18 protein-coding genes are annotated in these 15,071 nt (G+C 57.9%); 9 read left to right on the top strand and 9 right to left on the bottom strand.

The genetic code is table 11. The features are described from left to right. Entirely contained in the window at positions 1-315 is a 315-nt protein-coding gene (locus tag AC3WMT_RS10825) for an ElaB/YgaM/YqjD family protein (RefSeq protein ID WP_103304766.1), read from the bottom strand. 305 nt (positions 316-620) lie between these two features. Between AC3WMT_RS10825 and AC3WMT_RS10830 the strand changes: the two genes are divergently transcribed. Then, positions 621-1,829, top strand: coding sequence for an ammonium transporter (locus AC3WMT_RS10830; protein WP_103304767.1), 1,209 nt, complete (start codon positions 621-623; stop codon positions 1,827-1,829). Here AC3WMT_RS10830 and AC3WMT_RS10835 read toward each other — a convergent pair. Then, positions 1,826-3,538: a cation:proton antiporter gene (locus AC3WMT_RS10835; RefSeq protein WP_103304768.1), complete on the bottom strand. Its 1,713-nt coding sequence runs from the start codon at positions 3,536-3,538 to the stop codon at positions 1,826-1,828. The genes AC3WMT_RS10830 and AC3WMT_RS10835 overlap by 4 nt on opposite strands. 208 nt (positions 3,539-3,746) lie before the next feature. Here AC3WMT_RS10835 and AC3WMT_RS10840 point away from each other — a divergent pair, with 208 nt between their 5' ends. The 3 genes from AC3WMT_RS10840 (at position 3,747) to AC3WMT_RS10850 (ending at position 5,367) form a co-directional block, all read left to right on the top strand. Next, positions 3,747-3,983, top strand: a complete 237-nt coding sequence (locus AC3WMT_RS10840; protein ID WP_103304769.1) for a glutaredoxin family protein — start codon at positions 3,747-3,749, stop codon at positions 3,981-3,983. A 111-nt stretch (positions 3,984-4,094) separates the two neighbouring features. Beyond that, the gene (locus AC3WMT_RS10845) at positions 4,095-4,412 is read left to right on the top strand and encodes a transcriptional regulator (RefSeq protein ID WP_095189592.1); all 318 of its coding nucleotides are present in this window, start codon (positions 4,095-4,097) and stop codon (positions 4,410-4,412) included. A 64-nt stretch (positions 4,413-4,476) separates the two neighbouring features. Beyond that, positions 4,477-5,367 carry a pseudouridine synthase gene (locus AC3WMT_RS10850; RefSeq protein WP_103304770.1) on the top strand — a complete coding sequence of 297 codons (891 nt, stop codon included), beginning with the start codon at positions 4,477-4,479 and terminating at the stop codon, positions 5,365-5,367. A 77-nt stretch (positions 5,368-5,444) separates the two neighbouring features. Here AC3WMT_RS10850 and AC3WMT_RS10855 read toward each other — a convergent pair whose 3' ends face one another. Then, entirely contained in the window at positions 5,445-5,666 is a 222-nt protein-coding gene (locus AC3WMT_RS10855) for a YgdI/YgdR family lipoprotein (protein ID WP_007908660.1), read from the bottom strand. A 78-nt stretch (positions 5,667-5,744) separates the two neighbouring features. Further along, on the bottom strand, positions 5,745-6,347 hold the full coding sequence (gene mobA / locus AC3WMT_RS10860) for a molybdenum cofactor guanylyltransferase MobA (RefSeq protein WP_103304771.1): 603 nt from the start codon (positions 6,345-6,347) through the stop codon (positions 5,745-5,747). Positions 6,348-6,427: 80 nt separating this feature from the next. Between mobA and moaB the strand changes: the two genes are divergently transcribed. Together moaB and AC3WMT_RS10870 are read left to right on the top strand one after the other, a co-directional pair. Next, positions 6,428-6,967 carry a molybdenum cofactor biosynthesis protein B gene (moaB, locus tag AC3WMT_RS10865; protein ID WP_103304772.1) on the top strand — a complete coding sequence of 180 codons (540 nt, stop codon included), beginning with the start codon at positions 6,428-6,430 and terminating at the stop codon, positions 6,965-6,967. Then, positions 6,951-8,177 (top strand): molybdopterin molybdotransferase MoeA, encoded by a 1,227-nt coding sequence (locus tag AC3WMT_RS10870; RefSeq protein WP_103304773.1) that lies wholly within the window; start codon positions 6,951-6,953, stop codon positions 8,175-8,177. Before moaB ends, AC3WMT_RS10870 begins: the two co-directional genes overlap by 17 nt. A 61-nt stretch (positions 8,178-8,238) precedes the next feature. Here AC3WMT_RS10870 and AC3WMT_RS10875 read toward each other — a convergent pair whose 3' ends face one another. Then, the gene (locus AC3WMT_RS10875; protein ID WP_103304830.1) at positions 8,239-8,547 is read right to left on the bottom strand and encodes a hypothetical protein; all 309 of its coding nucleotides are present in this window, start codon (positions 8,545-8,547) and stop codon (positions 8,239-8,241) included. Positions 8,548-8,862: 315 nt separating this feature from the next. Between AC3WMT_RS10875 and yegS the strand changes: the two genes are divergently transcribed. Continuing rightward, positions 8,863-9,780: a lipid kinase YegS gene (yegS, locus tag AC3WMT_RS10880; protein WP_103304774.1), complete on the top strand. Its 918-nt coding sequence runs from the start codon at positions 8,863-8,865 to the stop codon at positions 9,778-9,780. On the opposite strand, the gene AC3WMT_RS10885 is transcribed toward yegS, so the two are convergent. From AC3WMT_RS10885 to AC3WMT_RS10895, 3 genes are all read right to left on the bottom strand, one after another. Beyond that, positions 9,764-10,423 (bottom strand): response regulator, encoded by a 660-nt coding sequence (locus tag AC3WMT_RS10885; RefSeq protein WP_103304775.1) that lies wholly within the window; start codon positions 10,421-10,423, stop codon positions 9,764-9,766. The two genes, yegS and AC3WMT_RS10885, sit on opposite strands and share 17 nt — an antisense overlap. Further along, the gene (locus AC3WMT_RS10890) at positions 10,420-11,313 is read right to left on the bottom strand and encodes a sensor histidine kinase (protein WP_103304776.1); all 894 of its coding nucleotides are present in this window, start codon (positions 11,311-11,313) and stop codon (positions 10,420-10,422) included. Before AC3WMT_RS10890 ends, AC3WMT_RS10885 begins: the two co-directional genes overlap by 4 nt. Before the next feature lie 481 nt (positions 11,314-11,794). Further along, positions 11,795-12,268 (bottom strand): hypothetical protein, encoded by a 474-nt coding sequence (locus tag AC3WMT_RS10895; RefSeq protein ID WP_103304777.1) that lies wholly within the window; start codon positions 12,266-12,268, stop codon positions 11,795-11,797. 453 nt (positions 12,269-12,721) lie between these two features. Between AC3WMT_RS10895 and AC3WMT_RS10900 the strand changes: the two genes are divergently transcribed. After that, complete coding sequence (locus AC3WMT_RS10900; RefSeq protein ID WP_003226705.1) at positions 12,722-13,657, top strand: chemotaxis protein CheV; 936 nt, start codon at positions 12,722-12,724, stop codon at positions 13,655-13,657. Between the two features lie 211 nt (positions 13,658-13,868). Next, positions 13,869-14,675, top strand: coding sequence for an MOSC domain-containing protein (locus tag AC3WMT_RS10905; RefSeq protein WP_103304778.1), 807 nt, complete (start codon positions 13,869-13,871; stop codon positions 14,673-14,675). Positions 14,676-14,748: 73 nt separating this feature from the next. On the opposite strand, the gene ppnP is transcribed toward AC3WMT_RS10905, so the two are convergent. Continuing rightward, positions 14,749-15,033: a pyrimidine/purine nucleoside phosphorylase gene (ppnP, locus tag AC3WMT_RS10910; protein ID WP_103304779.1), complete on the bottom strand. Its 285-nt coding sequence runs from the start codon at positions 15,031-15,033 to the stop codon at positions 14,749-14,751. Positions 15,034-15,071 lie beyond the last annotated feature (38 nt).

Consider the following 15,071-nt stretch of genomic DNA (forward strand, 5'->3'; position numbering starts at 1 on the left):
TCAGCGCCGAGTAGCCAGCAGGCCAATCAGGAAGCCGACACCGGCCGCGATGCCGACGGACTGCCAAGGGTTGGCCGATACGTAATCTTCGGTGGCGGTGACCGCAGCCTGACCGCGTTCGCGTACGGTTTCTTCGGTCAGCTTCAGGGTTTCCCGTGCCCGCAACAGGCTTTCGTGGATCTGCTCACGCAGCTCATCCGCCTGATCACCGGCCAGAGTGGCGGTGTGTTCGAGCAACCGTTCGGTGTCGGCAACCAGTGTCTGGAAATCGTTCATCAGAATGTCTTGAGCAGTCTTTGCCTTGATGCTGGCCATGTTTGGATCTCCGTAAGTGGCGTCTGAAGCGTTCGAGTATGAGCCTTGCGCGAAGGTTCAGTACAAATGACTGGTACAGCTTTTGCTATGTAGTGGTGCGTTGCCCGGTAGTCGTGCGCTGTTGCCGGGCGTGCAAGCCGCAAAACCTTAACTCAAATAATCCCGGTTCGTGTCAGGACATCGACCTTGTGCGCCAAAGCGGTTCAACGGACCTGCGGATCCGTGACTGCTTGGTCGCAACTTGGTGCATGAAATGCGCGCATGAACTGCTTTGGTGCTTTTTTACCTTTCAGGTCTGCCTCTTTATGGAAAATCTGCAAAGCGCTGTGGAGACTCTGGTTCACAGCTCCAATACGTTGTTCATCTTGATCGGCGCGGTGATGGTGCTGGCGATGCACGCCGGTTTCGCCTTCCTCGAAGTCGGCACGGTTCGGCAGAAAAATCAGGTCAACGCGTTGTCGAAAATCCTCAGCGATTTTGCCGTCTCGACCCTGGCCTATTTCTTTATAGGCTACTGGATCTCCTACGGCGTGACCTTCATGCAGCCGGCGGCCGTTCTGAGCGCCGATCATGGCTATAGTCTGGTGAAGTTTTTCTTCCTGCTGACTTTTGCCGCAGCCATCCCGGCGATCATTTCCGGCGGCATTGCCGAACGTGCGCGCTTCGTTCCGCAATTGTGCGCCACGGCATTGATCGTGGCATTCATCTATCCGTTTTTCGAAGGGATGATCTGGAACGGCAACTTTGGTCTGCAAGCCTGGCTGACGGCGCAGTTCGGGGCGGCGTTCCATGACTTCGCCGGTTCCGTAGTGGTACACGCCATGGGCGGCTGGCTGGCGCTGGCGGCGGTGTTGTTGCTCGGCCCGCGCAATGGGCGTTATCGCGATGGCCGGTTGGTGGCCTTCGCGCCGTCGAGTATTCCTTTTCTGGCGCTGGGTTCGTGGATTCTGATTGTCGGCTGGTTTGGCTTCAACGTGATGAGTGCGCAGACCTTGCAAGGTGTCAGCGGCCTGGTAGCGGTCAATTCGTTGATGGCGATGGTTGGCGGCACGGTGGCGGCGTTGATCGTCGGGCGCAACGACCCGGGGTTTCTGCATAACGGCCCCTTGGCCGGTCTGGTGGCGATCTGCGCCGGTTCCGATCTGATGCATCCTGTCGGCGCTCTGGTGACCGGGAGCATCGCCGGTGCGCTGTTTGTCTGGTGCTTCACCGCGGCGCAGGTCAAATGGCGCATCGATGATGTATTGGGTGTGTGGCCGTTGCACGGCTTGTGCGGTGTGTGGGGCGGGATCGCCTGCGGTATTTTCGGCAAGACCGCACTTGGCGGCCTCGGCGGCGTCAGCCTGATCAGCCAGTTGATCGGCACCGCGCTCGGCGTCGCGGTAGCGCTGATCGGTGGCTTTGTGGTTTACGGTGTGATCAAGGCGCTGCATGGGCTGCGCCTGAGTCAGGAACAAGAGTATTACGGCGCTGACCTGTCGCTGCACAAGATCGGCGCCGTGAGTCAGGATTAGGTTTCCTCATCGTCGGCCCCGGGATAAAAACCGTGCAGCAGACGATAGCGATCGATGCGCACCTGATCGACTTTCTCCTGCACTTGATGCGCCGGCAGACCGAGCATGATCAGCGCGTGCGAGGCGAGCATCAGACTCGACTCCAACAACTCCGGCACCACTTCGGTGGCGCCGGCGGCTTTCAGTTCGGCCCATTGGCTGTCGTCGCGGGTGCGCACCAGGATCGGCACATGCGCATTGAGGCGGCGGGCTTCCTTGAGGATGCGCAAGGCGATGTCGCTCTGGTCCACGGCAATCACCAGCAAACGTGCGCGCAACAGGCCGACGGCGGTGAGCAGATCGGCGCGTGAAGAATCGCCGTAATGCACGTCACTTTCCCCGGCGGCTGCTTCCTGTACTCGCACCGGGTCGTTGTCCAGGGCGATATAAGGCTGCTTCGCGTTACGCATGAAGCGCCCGATGGATTGACCGACGCGCCCGTATCCGCAAATCACCACATGCTTGTCGAGGTCGGCATTCAGCGCGCTGATCTCCTCGATCTGTGCTTCCTGATTGGGCTTGCGGTGCAGGGCCAAAGCAATGCGTGGCGCCGCGCGCAGTAATAGCGGTGTCAGCAGCATCGAGCAGAATGTCGCCGCGAGCAACAGAGCGCCCAACTCGGCAGGCATCAGATTGTTTTGCTGCATCTGCGCCATCAGCGCAAAACAGAATTCGCCACCCTGAGCCAAGGCCAGACCGCTGCGCCATGCCGTTTCACTGTCACTGCCGCGCCACTTCACCAGCAGCGCCACCACGATGCCCTTTATCACCATCAGACCGAGGGTGAGGCCGAGGATCAAGAGGCTGTGACTGACGAACAATTGCAGGTCGATCAGCATGCCAATGCTGACAAAAAACACCCCGAGCAGAATGTCGCGGAAGGGCCGGATATCGGCTTCGATCTGATGCCGGTAATGGCTTTCGCCAAGCAGCATGCCGGCGAGAAATGCGCCCAGTGCAGGGGACAAGCCGAGCAGGTGGGTGAGCCATGCGGTCAGCAGCACAATCACCAGCGCCAATAGCACAAACAGTTCTGCCGAGCGCGAGGCGGCGACTTCATGGAACAGCCGAGGCAACAGCCAGCGACTGGCGAGCAGCAGCCCGACAAACAGCACCACGGTTTTCGCCAGGGTCAGTGGCAGTGCCCAGTACCAGGCCTGATCACTGCTTCCGGCGAACACCGGCACCAGGGTCAGCAGCAGTACCGCAACCACGTCCTGGAACAGCAAAACGCCGACGGCATTCTGGCCGTGGCTGCTGAACACCTCACCGAGGCTGCCCAACTCTTTGGTGACGATCGCCGTGGACGACAACGACAGTCCGGCACCGAGCAAAAGAGCGGGCGTCATCGGCATCCCCAGCAGCATCAACAGCAGACCCAACAGCACCGCTGTGATCATCACCTGCTGACTGCCCAGGCGAAACACCACCTGGCGCAGTGCAATCATTTTCGACAGGGAAAACTCCAGACCCAGCGAAAACAGCAGGAACACCACGCCCAGTTCAGCCACATCGGGCAGATGTTCGCTTTCGTTGACCCAATCGAATGCACTCGGCCCGACCAGCAATCCCACGCACAGGTAACCCAATACCGGTGGCAGCCGCAGGCGACGGAACAGGGCAATCACCACGAGGGACGAGGCGAGGATGATCAACAGGTTGGCAAACACTAGACACTCCGATGTCAGGCTCTGGCTTCTCAAGCGTAGAGGCAAAAAGTCGGGGAGCATCGCGTAATTGGTATTTGACCGGACTGATTTGCGTCAGGGTTTTGCAAGTGAGACGCCACAAATGCGCTACAGCCTTTTGGCGGCGCTGGCTCGACGGGTTTTCTGCAGCGGCCTAGAATAGGCGCACTATTTTTTTGGTCGAGCAATCATGCTGCCTGAATGTCAGTTGTTCGGTACTTTGGGGTGTCATCTGTGTGAAGTCGCGGAAGCCATGCTGATGGAGTTCGTCGAGCGCGGCTTGCTCGTCGAGCTGGTGGATATCGCTGATGACGAGTCCTGGTACGAGGCTTACAGCCTGCGGATTCCAGTCCTGCGCCGAGTCGATACCGGGGCGGAACTGGGTTGGCCGTTCAGTGCCGATGAGGTTGTGGCATTTCTTGGTTGATGCGATTTCTGCCTCATTCCGCTGGTCGCCACTGCCAATCCATCCCTTGGCACTTTGCGGCTTATTCGGTTACTGTATTTTCATACAGTAATTGGGTCAGAGGGATGAACCGTGGTGAATGTCGAACAGTTGAAGAACAGCGTGAACCGGATGTCGGTTGACGTGGTGCGCGAGGCCGTTCTCGAACTGCGCTTGGACGGGCTGGTCACGGAAGGCAAGACGCCGTTCAACAAACTGCATTTCAACACCTGCTTTGCCGAGATCGAAGCCTTGTTTCAGCGCGCCGGCTATCACCGGCAACTGGATGTGGTCGGTTATCAGGGGCTGCTTTACGCCTTGTATGACCCGGGCCGCTGGGAGGCTGTCGACGTCTTGCGCTGGCTCAAGGAATTCACTGAAGCGGCGGCGCTCAAATCGATTCCTGCCTGAAGACTAGGTTCGTTCTCGGCAGTGTTGGATAATGCCGGCCTGCCTTGAGGGTTCGAATTTCCGTATGTCCATACCAACATTTTCTGCTGCACAGAGTCAGGCCAGTACGCTTTATCTGCCGCCGGGGCCTTGGCTGACCGTACTCGACTGCCTGTGCGAGCATTTCAGTGCCATTGGCCGCGAACAATGGCTGGACCGAATCGCTCGGGGCCGGGTGCTGGATGGTCAGGGGCAGCCGATTGCGCTGGACCTGGCCTACAAGGAAGGCCTGCGGATTCACTATTTTCGTGAAGTGCCGGATGAAAAACCGATTCCGGTGGTCGAGTCGATCCTCTATGCCGATGAGCATCTGGTGGTGGCGGACAAACCGCATTTCCTGCCGGTGACGCCGGCCGGCGAATATGTCGAGCAGACCTTGCTGCGCAGACTCATCCGTCGCCTCGACAATCCCCATCTGGTGCCCCTGCACCGAATTGACCGGCATACGGCGGGGCTGGTGATTTTCTCGGCCAATCCGCAAACCCGTTCCGCCTATCAGTCGCTGTTTCCGACGCGGCAGATCGACAAGCGCTATGAAGCGATTGCCCCGGCATTGCCTGGGCTGGAATTCCCCCTGGTGCACAAAAGTCGTCTGGTCGATGGCGAGCCGTTTTTCCGCATGCAGGAAGGCCCGGGTGTCAGCAACACCGAAACGGCCGTGGAAGTTCGAGAGAAGAACGGCGATCTCTGGCGCTATGGCCTCTATCCGGTGACCGGCAAGAAGCATCAACTGCGTGTCCATATGACTGCGTTAGGGGCGAGTATCTGCAACGATCCGTTTTATCCGGATGCGCTGAAAGACGTCGAGGATGATTACGCCAATCCGCTGAAACTGCTCGCACAGGGACTGCGTTTTATCGACCCGGTCACCGGCGAGGCGCGCGAATTCGAAAGCCGCATCACCTTGCAGTGGTGACATTGCAGCCTTTTCGAATGCCCATGAAAAAGCCCGCATGAATGCGGGCTTTTCTGTATCTGGCGTCGACCCAGAGCTTACAGCTCTTTAACGGTACGAACCTGATCCTTGTTGATGCGAGTTTCTTTGCCGTCCAGCTGTTTGAACTCGTAGAAGCCCGAATCGTCATCGTATTTCGGGGTGTCGACGGCCTGGATTTCGCGACCATCATTCAAGGTGATCACTGTTGGCGAGGAGCAACCAGCGAGGGTAGCCAGGCCCAGTGCGAGCATGAAAGTGGCGAGGGTCCGTTGAGTCATGAGTGTGTCTCCGAATGGGAATTCTTTTGGTTACTGAGCTTGAGACGTATACAAGGCGTGAGAGTTCCTTGAATGGTGTCAGTCTGACACAGTGTTATGCGAATTTAACAGTTCGGGGGTGTTGAGGTTGGCCAGTCGCGGGTCATTGTCGGGACATTGCAGTGCCGTGGCGCCGAGGTTGCGCATGATCCGTCCGGGGCTGCGCTCACCGGCGTTCCAGGCGTCTTCGAATGCCGCAAGCAGGGCGACCGGAATCACGCACAACAGAGGTTCCCAATGCCCGTCATGACGCAACATTAAAGGTTTTTCAGGATTCTGTCGGGCGGCTTCACGCATGTCCTGCAGCAGGGCGCCGTCGATTCGCGGGACGTCGCAGGGCAATACCAGCAGATGCCTATGGCGAGCGGCTTTCAGGCCTGCACGAATGCCGGCCAACGGCCCTGGAAAATCGTCTTGGTCATCCACTACCAACTGATCGGCGTACGGCGCGTAACGCTCTCGATTGCGATTGCACGAGATGATCAAGTCATCGGTCAGAGGGCGCGCCTTGCGCTGTAAATGTGCAATCAGCGGTTCGCCCTGCCATTCCACCAGACCTTTGTCCTGACCGCCCATGCGTTGGCCGCGTCCGCCTGCCAAAAGCAGAATGGAGCAGGGCGGCAATTGCGTATTCAAGGTCATGGCACTCTCCAGAGGGGCGGCGAAAAAATGGGGCGCTGTGATATAACACCGGGCTGTTTCTCCTACAACTGGACGAGCCTATGAAAGCCAAGGCTGATGTACTTTTCGTGCCGCTGAATATTGCGGTGCTGACTGTCAGTGATACCCGAACCCTGGAAACCGATACCTCAGGCCAGGTCTTCGTCGACCGCTTGGCGGCCGCCGGCCACCATCTGGCGGCGCGGGTACTGCTCAAAGATGATCTCTATAAAATTCGTGCGCAAGTCGCCAACTGGATCGCCGACGATGTCGTGCAGGTTGTGCTGATCACCGGTGGCACCGGGTTCACCGGTCGCGACAGCACGCCGGAAGCGGTGGCCTGTCTGCTCGACAAGCAAGTGGATGGGTTTGGCGAGTTGTTCCGGCAGATTTCGGTGGCCGATATCGGTACTTCGACTGTGCAATCCCGTGCGCTGGCCGGTTTGGCCAATGGCACGCTGGTTTGCTGTTTGCCGGGCTCGACCAACGCCGTGCGCACCGGTTGGGATGGGATTCTTGGAGAGCAACTGGACGCACGCCACCGCCCGTGCAATTTCGTGCCGCATTTGAAACAGGCGACGCCTTGTGAATCACGTGGGTAAGCCGGGCAAGACCGGCTCGCTGATGCCGGTAGAAGTTGCGCTCGCGCGTCTGCTGGAAATGGCCGAAGCCACGCCCATTGTCGAGCGCGAGTATTTGCCGCTGGCTCAAGTCGAGGGCCGAGTGCTGGCAGAAGATCTGATTTCGACTCTGGATCTGCCGCCATGGCCCAATAGCGCCATGGATGGATATGCCCTGAACTTGTCTGACTGGAAGGGCGAACCGCTGCCAGTCAGTCAAAAGGTGTTCGCCGGGCAATCGCCCGAGCCTTTGCAACCGGGTACCTGTGCGCGGATTTTCACGGGAGCGCCGGTGCCAGCGGGCGCCAATTGCGTGGAAATGCAGGAAAACGCCGATGTTCAGGCCGATGGGCGTGTGCGCTTCATCGAACCGATGAAGATCGGTCAGAACATTCGCCCGCAAGGCCAGGAAACAAAGGTCGGCGAGCTGATTCTGCCGGCCGGCACCCGACTTGGTCCGATTGAGCAAGGCTTGTCCGCATCGCTGGGCTGCGCCGGGCTGAATGTTGTTCGCAGGGTACGAGTGGCAGTGATTTCCACCGGCGACGAATTGGTCGAGCCAGGTCAGGCTCTGGGCCCGGGGCAGATTTACAACAGCAATCGGGTGGTGTTGTGCAGTTGGTTGCAGCGTCTGGGCTGTGAAGTGATCGATGCCGGTATTCTTCCGGACGACCTGGCCACCACTCGCGCCCGTTTGGGTGAGTTGCAGGATGTTGACCTGATTCTTTCGACCGGTGGCGTATCGGTGGGTGAAGCGGATTTCCTCGGTATCGCTCTGCGCGAAGAGGGCGAACTGGCGCTGTGGAAACTGGCTATCAAACCCGGAAAGCCGCTGACATTCGGCCATTTCCGCAATGTACCGGTCATCGGCTTGCCGGGTAATCCGGCTTCAACATTGGTGACCTTTGCCTTGCTGACCCGGCCTTACCTGTTGCGCCGTCAGGGCGTAAAGGACGTTGAGCCTCTGAGGTTTACGGCGCCGGCAGGATTCACCTGGCCTGTTGCCGGAAATCGGCGTGAATACCTGCGCGGACGTCTTGAGCAAGGGCGGGCGACGATCTACCGCAACCAGAGCTCGGGTGTGCTGCGCAGTGCTGCGTGGGCTGACGGTCTGGTGGAAGTGCTGGAGGGCAGGACGCTGCTTGAAGGTGAGGAGGTGGTTTTCATTCCTCTGAGTGATCTTCTGGGCTGAGTCCTGTCTTGCAAACGCAGGCGTCGGCTGATCCGGTCGATGCCTGCGCGGTTTCATTCGATCAGTTGCTGATCAGCGCTACCAACTGGTCGAATCGGCTGTTGGCTACCCAACCCAGCAGAACCAGCACTACCGCTGTTGCACCCGCCGAATAGGCGAGGCGGTGTTTGATCGTCTTGACGTCACTTCGGACTTCATCCATGTCTCTTCGAATGTATTTGAGGTGAGCCTCCAATTCGATAACACGAGGTTCCATATCAACTTCTCCAGTGGTCTTGGCGCTGTTCCTGAATTCGGACTTGTGATTCGCACGATTCTCGGCGAGAGGGGCAACCGGACTCACTGGCATTCTGGCTTCATGGCTTTGCATGGAAGTACCCACCGGTATTTTCCAAAGTACGTTGGTGACCTGTTGCATCTTTTGGGCTTTTAAAAGCCTTCGGGGTGTATCCACTCATTACATGCACGTCCTTGTGGTGTTGGATTGATGATTGATACCGCCAGCGCACGGTGACCCAATGATCGTGCAGGGTCAATTAAGCCGATTCCGCATGTTTTGTAAGAAAAAATACCGGTGTGTAGGACGCGTCGATCAGGCGCTTGAATTAATTGTCATTTTTTGCGGCTTTTTTGCGTGCCGCAGTGGTCAAGATGAATCAACCGATTCAATTCAGGGAGTGACGCTATGAGTGAGCGCCGAGCGCTGTTGATTCTGCATGGCAAGCAAGCCGCGAACGAGGAGGTTCGCACTGCGGTCGAGGACAAACGCAAGCAAGGCTGGGAGCTGGCGGTGCGCCTGACCTGGGAGGCGGGAGATGCTCAGCGTTGGGTGGAGCAAGCGTTGGCGGATGGCTATACGAAGATTATTGCCGGCGGCGGCGACGGTACTTTGCGCGATATCGCCGAAGCCCTCGCGGCACATCCGAGGAAAGCCAGTCTGATCCTTTTGCCATTGGGAACCGCTAACGATTTTTCCCGCGCGGCGGGAGTGCCGCTGGAACCGGCAGCAGCGCTCGAGCTGCTGGACGTACCTGCGTGTGACATTGATTTGGGTGAGGTAGGCGGGCAGATTTTCCTCAACATGGCCACCGGCGGCTTCGGCAGTCAGGTCACGGCCAATACGTCGGAGGATCTGAAAAAGGTTTTGGGCGGTGCGGCCTATCTGTTCACTGGCCTGTCCCGATTCAGCGAACTGCATGCCGCTTATGGCGAGTTGCAAGGGCCGGATTTCCACTGGCGCGGCGAGCTGCTGGCATTGGGCATTGGCAATGGCCGTCAGGCTGGCGGCGGGCATGTTTTGTGTCCGCAGGCACTGGCTGACGACGGTTTGCTGGATATCAGTATCCTGCCGGCGCCCCAGGAGCTGGTCGGCACCTTGAAGAGTCTGCTGAGCGATGGTTTTGGCATCGACAACATGTTTGTCCGGACCCGTTTGCCTTGGGTCGAAATCAAAGTCGCGGAGGGGCTTTATATCAATCTTGATGGTGAACCGCTGGAAGGCGACAGCATGCGGTTTGAGGCGAGGCCGGCGGCGCTGCAGATCCATCTGCCGAAAGACTCGCCACTGTTGAGCGTTAAATCGGCTGTCAATCGTCCAGACTGATGATCTGTTCGCGCACGGCGAACAGCACCAGGCCCGCCACATCGTAGATCTGTAGACGTTTCATGATCTGCGAGCGGTGGGTCTCGACGGTCTTGATGCTCAAGCCCAGGCCATTGGCGATTTCCCGGGTGGATTTCCCGCGCACGATCAAGCGCAGGATTTCCAGCTGGCGTGCGGTCAGGTTGTGCGAGTCGGCGATTTCCGGCTGCTGCTTCTGGTTACGCGTCAGTGCCTGGTTGATCACTGTGTGGGCGATGGCCGGACTCAAGTAGCGCTCGTTGTTGCGCAGGGCTTCGAGTGCGTGTTCGAGTTCGGTGGCTGTGGTGTCCTTGAGCAGATAACCGTGCGCGCCGGACTCCAGCGCTTGCATGATCAGCGCCGGGTCGGTGTGCATCGACAGGATCAGTACTTTGCTCTGCGGACGTACGCGCTTGAGACGTTGCAGCGCTTCGAGGCCGCCGGTTTCTTTCATGGAAATATCCAGCAGCACGATGTCGGGGTTCAGTTGCTCGACCATTTCGAGCAGCTGCGAGCCGTCATTGGCCTCGCCAATCACCGCGTAACCGGGAATATCCAGTACCAGAGCGCGCACGCCGGCCCTGATCAGCGAGTGGTCATCCACCAGGAGTAAGTTACAAGTCAACGCATAACCTTATTCGTACTGGCCCGCTCGAGTGCACGGGGCGCCCAGGGGAAAAGTGCTTCGATTTGTGTGCCTTTGCCCGGCTCGCTGATAACGCTCAGGGTGCCGCCCAATTGTTCGATTCGTTCAGCCATCCCGGCCATGCCACGTTGTCCTTCGCGACCCGGATTAGCCGCCGGGGCAAATCCCTGCCCGTCGTCGCTGATGAGCAATGTCAGGCCCTTTGGCAGGCGTTGCACGCGTATCAGCAGATTCTTCGCCTGCGCGTGACGCAGGATATTGGTAACGGCCTCCTGAGTAATACGAAAGGCGGCGACCGCCATTTCTTCCGGGAGGCCGTTGAGGCGCTGCTGGCAATCGAGGCTCCAGTGCACGCTGGTGTTGGTCAATGTCTTGAGCAGATGCGCACGCAGGCTGGCTTCAAGACCCAGGCTGGTCAACTGGCGTGGATTGAGGATGGCTGAAACGTCGCGCACCTTGTTCAGCGTTTCTTCAAGTGTTTCGCACAGCGCCGTGCAGTGTTCCTGCAGATCTTCCGGCATGCGTCGCTTGAGCCAGTCGCTCTGCAGCTTGGCCGCCGTCAGCAATTGACCGATATCGTCGTGCAACTCGCGGCTGAGTCGATGGCGCTCGTTTTCCTGAACTTCCAGCAAACGGTCAGCGAGTTCCTGTGGCTGGAACTTGATCGATTTGCGCGACAACCGATATTGCACCCAGACGCAGGCAGTGGCGGCGATGTTCAACAGCAGCAACCCGAGGCAAAGCTGCGCGGAAAAACCATAGGTCAGCAAGCTGCCAAGCGTTGCCGCGACACACATTATGAGTGTGAACCGGCGTGCGTTTTCCCGGGAGGGTGGCCATGTAGTGATTGACTTGAGGCTGGCGTACATAACGGATGGAGCCAATGGATGTTCGCTGCGGGCAGACCGGCCGGTGGCAGGCGAGTCTCTGTCTGAAAATGCTGTCAATTATGTTATTGGTTTCAACGTGGTTCAGTGAATGTATTCCACCGCCAACTTCAGCCGATGCCTATGTCTGAAATCACTGTGCCATTAATATGAGAGCAATTAGTGGGCGGCATAATACCACTTAAGATACCGTTGGTCGCGTTTGCTATATATGTCCAGTGGGTCAGGAATCAAGCCATATTGGACGTGAGTTCCATAATGGAAAAAAGTCGATTTATTGTGTTCGACAGATATCGACATTGCCTGAAGTTGTACTCTTTGGACACAGGCAAACCCTGAGCCCGGCTGGAAATATCCGTTGCTGTCAGGTGAGATTATTTAATTCGATTTGTCGCTGGCAGGTATGAACTATTCAAATGCGACATGCAGTGGTGGTGTTTCGCGCCCCTCGATACGTGCCGATTCAGGCCTGTCGTTCCGAAGGGTAGGACAGCATTGGCAAACGTTTTGTTGTGAGGGCAGGCTGAAACTGAGGCTGGCCAACCTGAAAGGCGAAGGCTTCGATCAGCGAGGTCTGTTCACTGTCATCCAGGCTTAATTGTCCGGTGCTCTGATCCACCAGCTCAAGTTGCCAGGCCATCAGGGTGAAGCAGTCCTTCAAGGCAGTCAGGGCCTGTTCATGCAGGTCGACGTGATCCTGTGCCAGATTGAGCAAGCCGTAAATGTGCAGGGAGAACTCGGAAATCGCCTCCAGCGCCAGGGCTTCAGCCCGGCTTGCAAGCTTGAGGAGGGTGCTGAGCATGCAGTCGATGGCGTCCTTGTCGTTGCTGATCAACTGCAGATGGCTGAGGCATTCTTCGGACTTCGCCAGGAGCGTTTCAGCCTCGACAAGAAATTCGGGGAAGCGTTGCGCCCACTCTTTACGGTCGATTGGCATGCTTATCTCCACACCGTCATGTCTGATGAGGGAATGCCGTGTGTGGCGACGATCATGGATCGACGGGAGATCGCGCCCAGGCGTGCAGGTGCACAGGCTGAGGGGTTGCAGAGGGTTTGGTTCCGCTGAACTGCGATCGCACACAATAGCCTGACTCCGTTCATGCAATGAGAATGGCGTCACATTAATGGCTATTGGATATTGCGAATATCAGGTTGGGCCTGATTGTTACTAGGGGAATCCCTTAGACGCGGGAACCTACCGTGCAAACCGAGGTCGCGCCGCAAAGAATGTAGCAGATGAAAATCACGGGTCCAGTAAAGCATGATGTTAATGTGACATCAATGCCCGCATATGGCATTTTGATCGCGAACTTTGCGGGGATCAAGATTCGCTACGCGCAGCCGATAACCCTTTCTAGTGAATTCATCAGAACAAGCCCAGGAGTCATTGATGGCCGGCATTCTCGACACGGTAGACCAACGCACGCAACTGGTGGGTGAGAATCGCCTGGAAATTCTCATGTTCCGACTGGCCGGGCGCCAATTGTTCGCGATCAACGTGTTCAAGGTTCAGGAAGTGCTGCAACTGCCGAAGTTGACCCTGATGCCTCAGCGTCACCCGTTTGTCTGCGGTGTGGTCAATTTGCGCGGGCAGACCTTGCCGGTGATCGATCTGTCCCAGGCAATCGGCATGCGTCCGCTGGTGCCGGGCCCGAACAGCACCATCATCGTTACTGAATACAACCGTTCGGTGCAGGCATTCCTCGTCGGCGGCGTAGACCGCATCGTCAACATGAACTGGGAAGCCATCCTGCCGCCGCCGACCAGCGCTGGCCGCCAGCACTACCTGACGGCCATCAGCAAAGTCGACGATCAATTGGTTGAAATCATCGACGTCGAGAAAGTCCTCGCCGAAATCGTCCCGTACAACGCAAAGGTCTCGCGCGACAAGCTGGATGATCCGGTGCTGGAGCGCGCCCGTGGTCGCGAGGTGTTGCTGGTGGATGACTCCAATGTGGCACTGTCGCAATTGCGCGACACCCTCGGCCAGCTCGGCGTGAAAATGCACATTGCCAGCGATGGTCTGAAGGCGCTGAACATGCTCAAGGCCTGGGCCGACACCGGCGTGAACATGACCGACAAACTGCTGATGGTGTTCACCGACGCGGAAATGCCGGAAATGGATGGCTACCGCCTGACCACCGAAATCCGTAATGACCCACGCCTGCGTGGCCTGTACGTGGTATTGCACACGTCGTTGTCCGGCAGCTTCAACGACTCGATGGTGAAGAAGGTCGGTTGTGACAACTTCCTCTCCAAATTCCAGCCGGACAAACTGGTCGACGTGGTGCGTCAGCGTCTGATGCTCGACGAAGTGCCGGCCTGATAGCTGCTGCGATTACTTTGTGGTGAGGGAATTTATTCCCGATGCGCTACGGAGTGGTCCCTTTCTTGAAATCGAAAGAGGGGCTGCTCCGCAACCCATCGGGGATAAATCCCCTCGCCACGGGTGTTCATCTTCTAGTGGATTCACTCAGCCTTTGATTCGCCGATAAAGCTCGTATAGGGTGGCGTTTTTGTCCGTCAGGGAGCTGGCCATGCTGCGTCTGAGCGCGCTTTATCGTTACCCGTTGAAATCCGGCAAAGGCGAGGTTCTGCAAAGAATCGGCCTAGACAAGCTGGGGCTTGAGGGCGATCGACGCTGGATGCTGGTGGATGAAGCCAGTGGCCGTTTTCTGACCCAGCGCGCCGAAGCGAAAATGAGTCGGTTATCGGCGCTGTGGAATGCTCATGGCGGTTTGACTATGAGCGCGCCGGAACAGGCTTCAATCGAAATCGCCTTGCCCGGCGACGATGCCGAACTGCGTGGCGTGACCATTTGGCGTGACACCTTGCGTGTCCCTGACGCTGGCGATGAAGCGGCCCGTTGGGTCAGCGACTTCATCGGTAAACCGACCCGCCTGGTGCAAGTGCCGCTGGATCGTGCGCGTATGACTCAAGCGGGTTACGGAAACGATGACGATCAGGTCGCGTTCGCCGATGGTTTCCCATTGCTGTTGATTGGTGAGGCGTCGCTGCAGCACCTGTCGCAAGCGGTCGGACGTCCTTTGGAAATGCTGCGTTTCCGTCCGAATCTGGTCATCGAGGGCAGCGAGGCCTACGCCGAGGATGGCTGGAAGCGTATTCGCATTGGCGATGTCGAGTTCCGCGTGGTCAAGTCATGCTCACGGTGCATTCTCACCACCATCGACCCGCAAACCGGTGAGCGCAGTGCGGATCGTGAACCGCTGGCGACGTTGCAGAAGACGCGCGCCCAAGCGGACGGGGCGATGTTCGGGCAGAACCTGGTGAACGACCGCAACGGTCGTCTTGAGGTCGGGATGCCGGTGGAAATTCTCGAGTAAGGCGTCTCTTAAACAAAAAATGCCCGTGTCGTTGGACACGGGCATTTTTTTTGGTGCGATGAAAGCCGTGGGTTTAGCCGCGGTACTCGCACAGGTAAGCGGTGTCGACGGCGACTTTCAGCTGAAACTTGCTGTTGGCCGGGACGTTGAACTGGCTGCCGGCGGCGAAGGTTTCCCAGTCGCTGCTGTCCGGCAGTTTGACGGTCAGGGCGCCGGACACCACATGCATGATTTCACGCTGGCTGGTGCCGAATTCGTATTCGCCCGGGGCCATGACGCCGATGGTCGCCGGACCGTCAGGCGTGCCAAAGGCGATCGACTTGACGGTGCCGTCGAAGTACTCGTTGACTTTAAACATGGGCGATTCCTCGAAAAGGGCTAAAAAGTGGGGCGGCC

This window comes from Pseudomonas sp. FW305-7, from assembly GCF_058786735.1.

Coding starts and splice junctions, on each gene's coding strand:
- AC3WMT_RS10850 (WP_103304770.1), top strand. CDS start 4,477: ATGTCCATACCAACATTTTCTGCTGCACAGAGTCAGGCCAGTACGCTT.
- AC3WMT_RS10905 (WP_103304778.1), top strand. CDS start 13,869: ATGCTGCGTCTGAGCGCGCTTTATCGTTACCCGTTGAAATCCGGCAAA.
- AC3WMT_RS10840 (WP_103304769.1), top strand. CDS start 3,747: ATGCTGCCTGAATGTCAGTTGTTCGGTACTTTGGGGTGTCATCTGTGT.
- AC3WMT_RS10875 (WP_103304830.1), bottom strand. CDS start 8,547: ATGCAAAGCCATGAAGCCAGAATGCCAGTGAGTCCGGTTGCCCCTCTC.
- yegS (WP_103304774.1), top strand. CDS start 8,863: ATGAGTGAGCGCCGAGCGCTGTTGATTCTGCATGGCAAGCAAGCCGCG.
- AC3WMT_RS10855 (WP_007908660.1), bottom strand. CDS start 5,666: ATGACTCAACGGACCCTCGCCACTTTCATGCTCGCACTGGGCCTGGCT.
- AC3WMT_RS10825 (WP_103304766.1), bottom strand. CDS start 315: ATGGCCAGCATCAAGGCAAAGACTGCTCAAGACATTCTGATGAACGAT.
- AC3WMT_RS10895 (WP_103304777.1), bottom strand. CDS start 12,268: ATGCCAATCGACCGTAAAGAGTGGGCGCAACGCTTCCCCGAATTTCTT.
- mobA (WP_103304771.1), bottom strand. CDS start 6,347: ATGACCTTGAATACGCAATTGCCGCCCTGCTCCATTCTGCTTTTGGCA.
- moaB (WP_103304772.1), top strand. CDS start 6,428: ATGAAAGCCAAGGCTGATGTACTTTTCGTGCCGCTGAATATTGCGGTG.
- ppnP (WP_103304779.1), bottom strand. CDS start 15,033: ATGTTTAAAGTCAACGAGTACTTCGACGGCACCGTCAAGTCGATCGCC.
- AC3WMT_RS10900 (WP_003226705.1), top strand. CDS start 12,722: ATGGCCGGCATTCTCGACACGGTAGACCAACGCACGCAACTGGTGGGT.
- AC3WMT_RS10890 (WP_103304776.1), bottom strand. CDS start 11,313: ATGTACGCCAGCCTCAAGTCAATCACTACATGGCCACCCTCCCGGGAA.
- AC3WMT_RS10830 (WP_103304767.1), top strand. CDS start 621: ATGGAAAATCTGCAAAGCGCTGTGGAGACTCTGGTTCACAGCTCCAAT.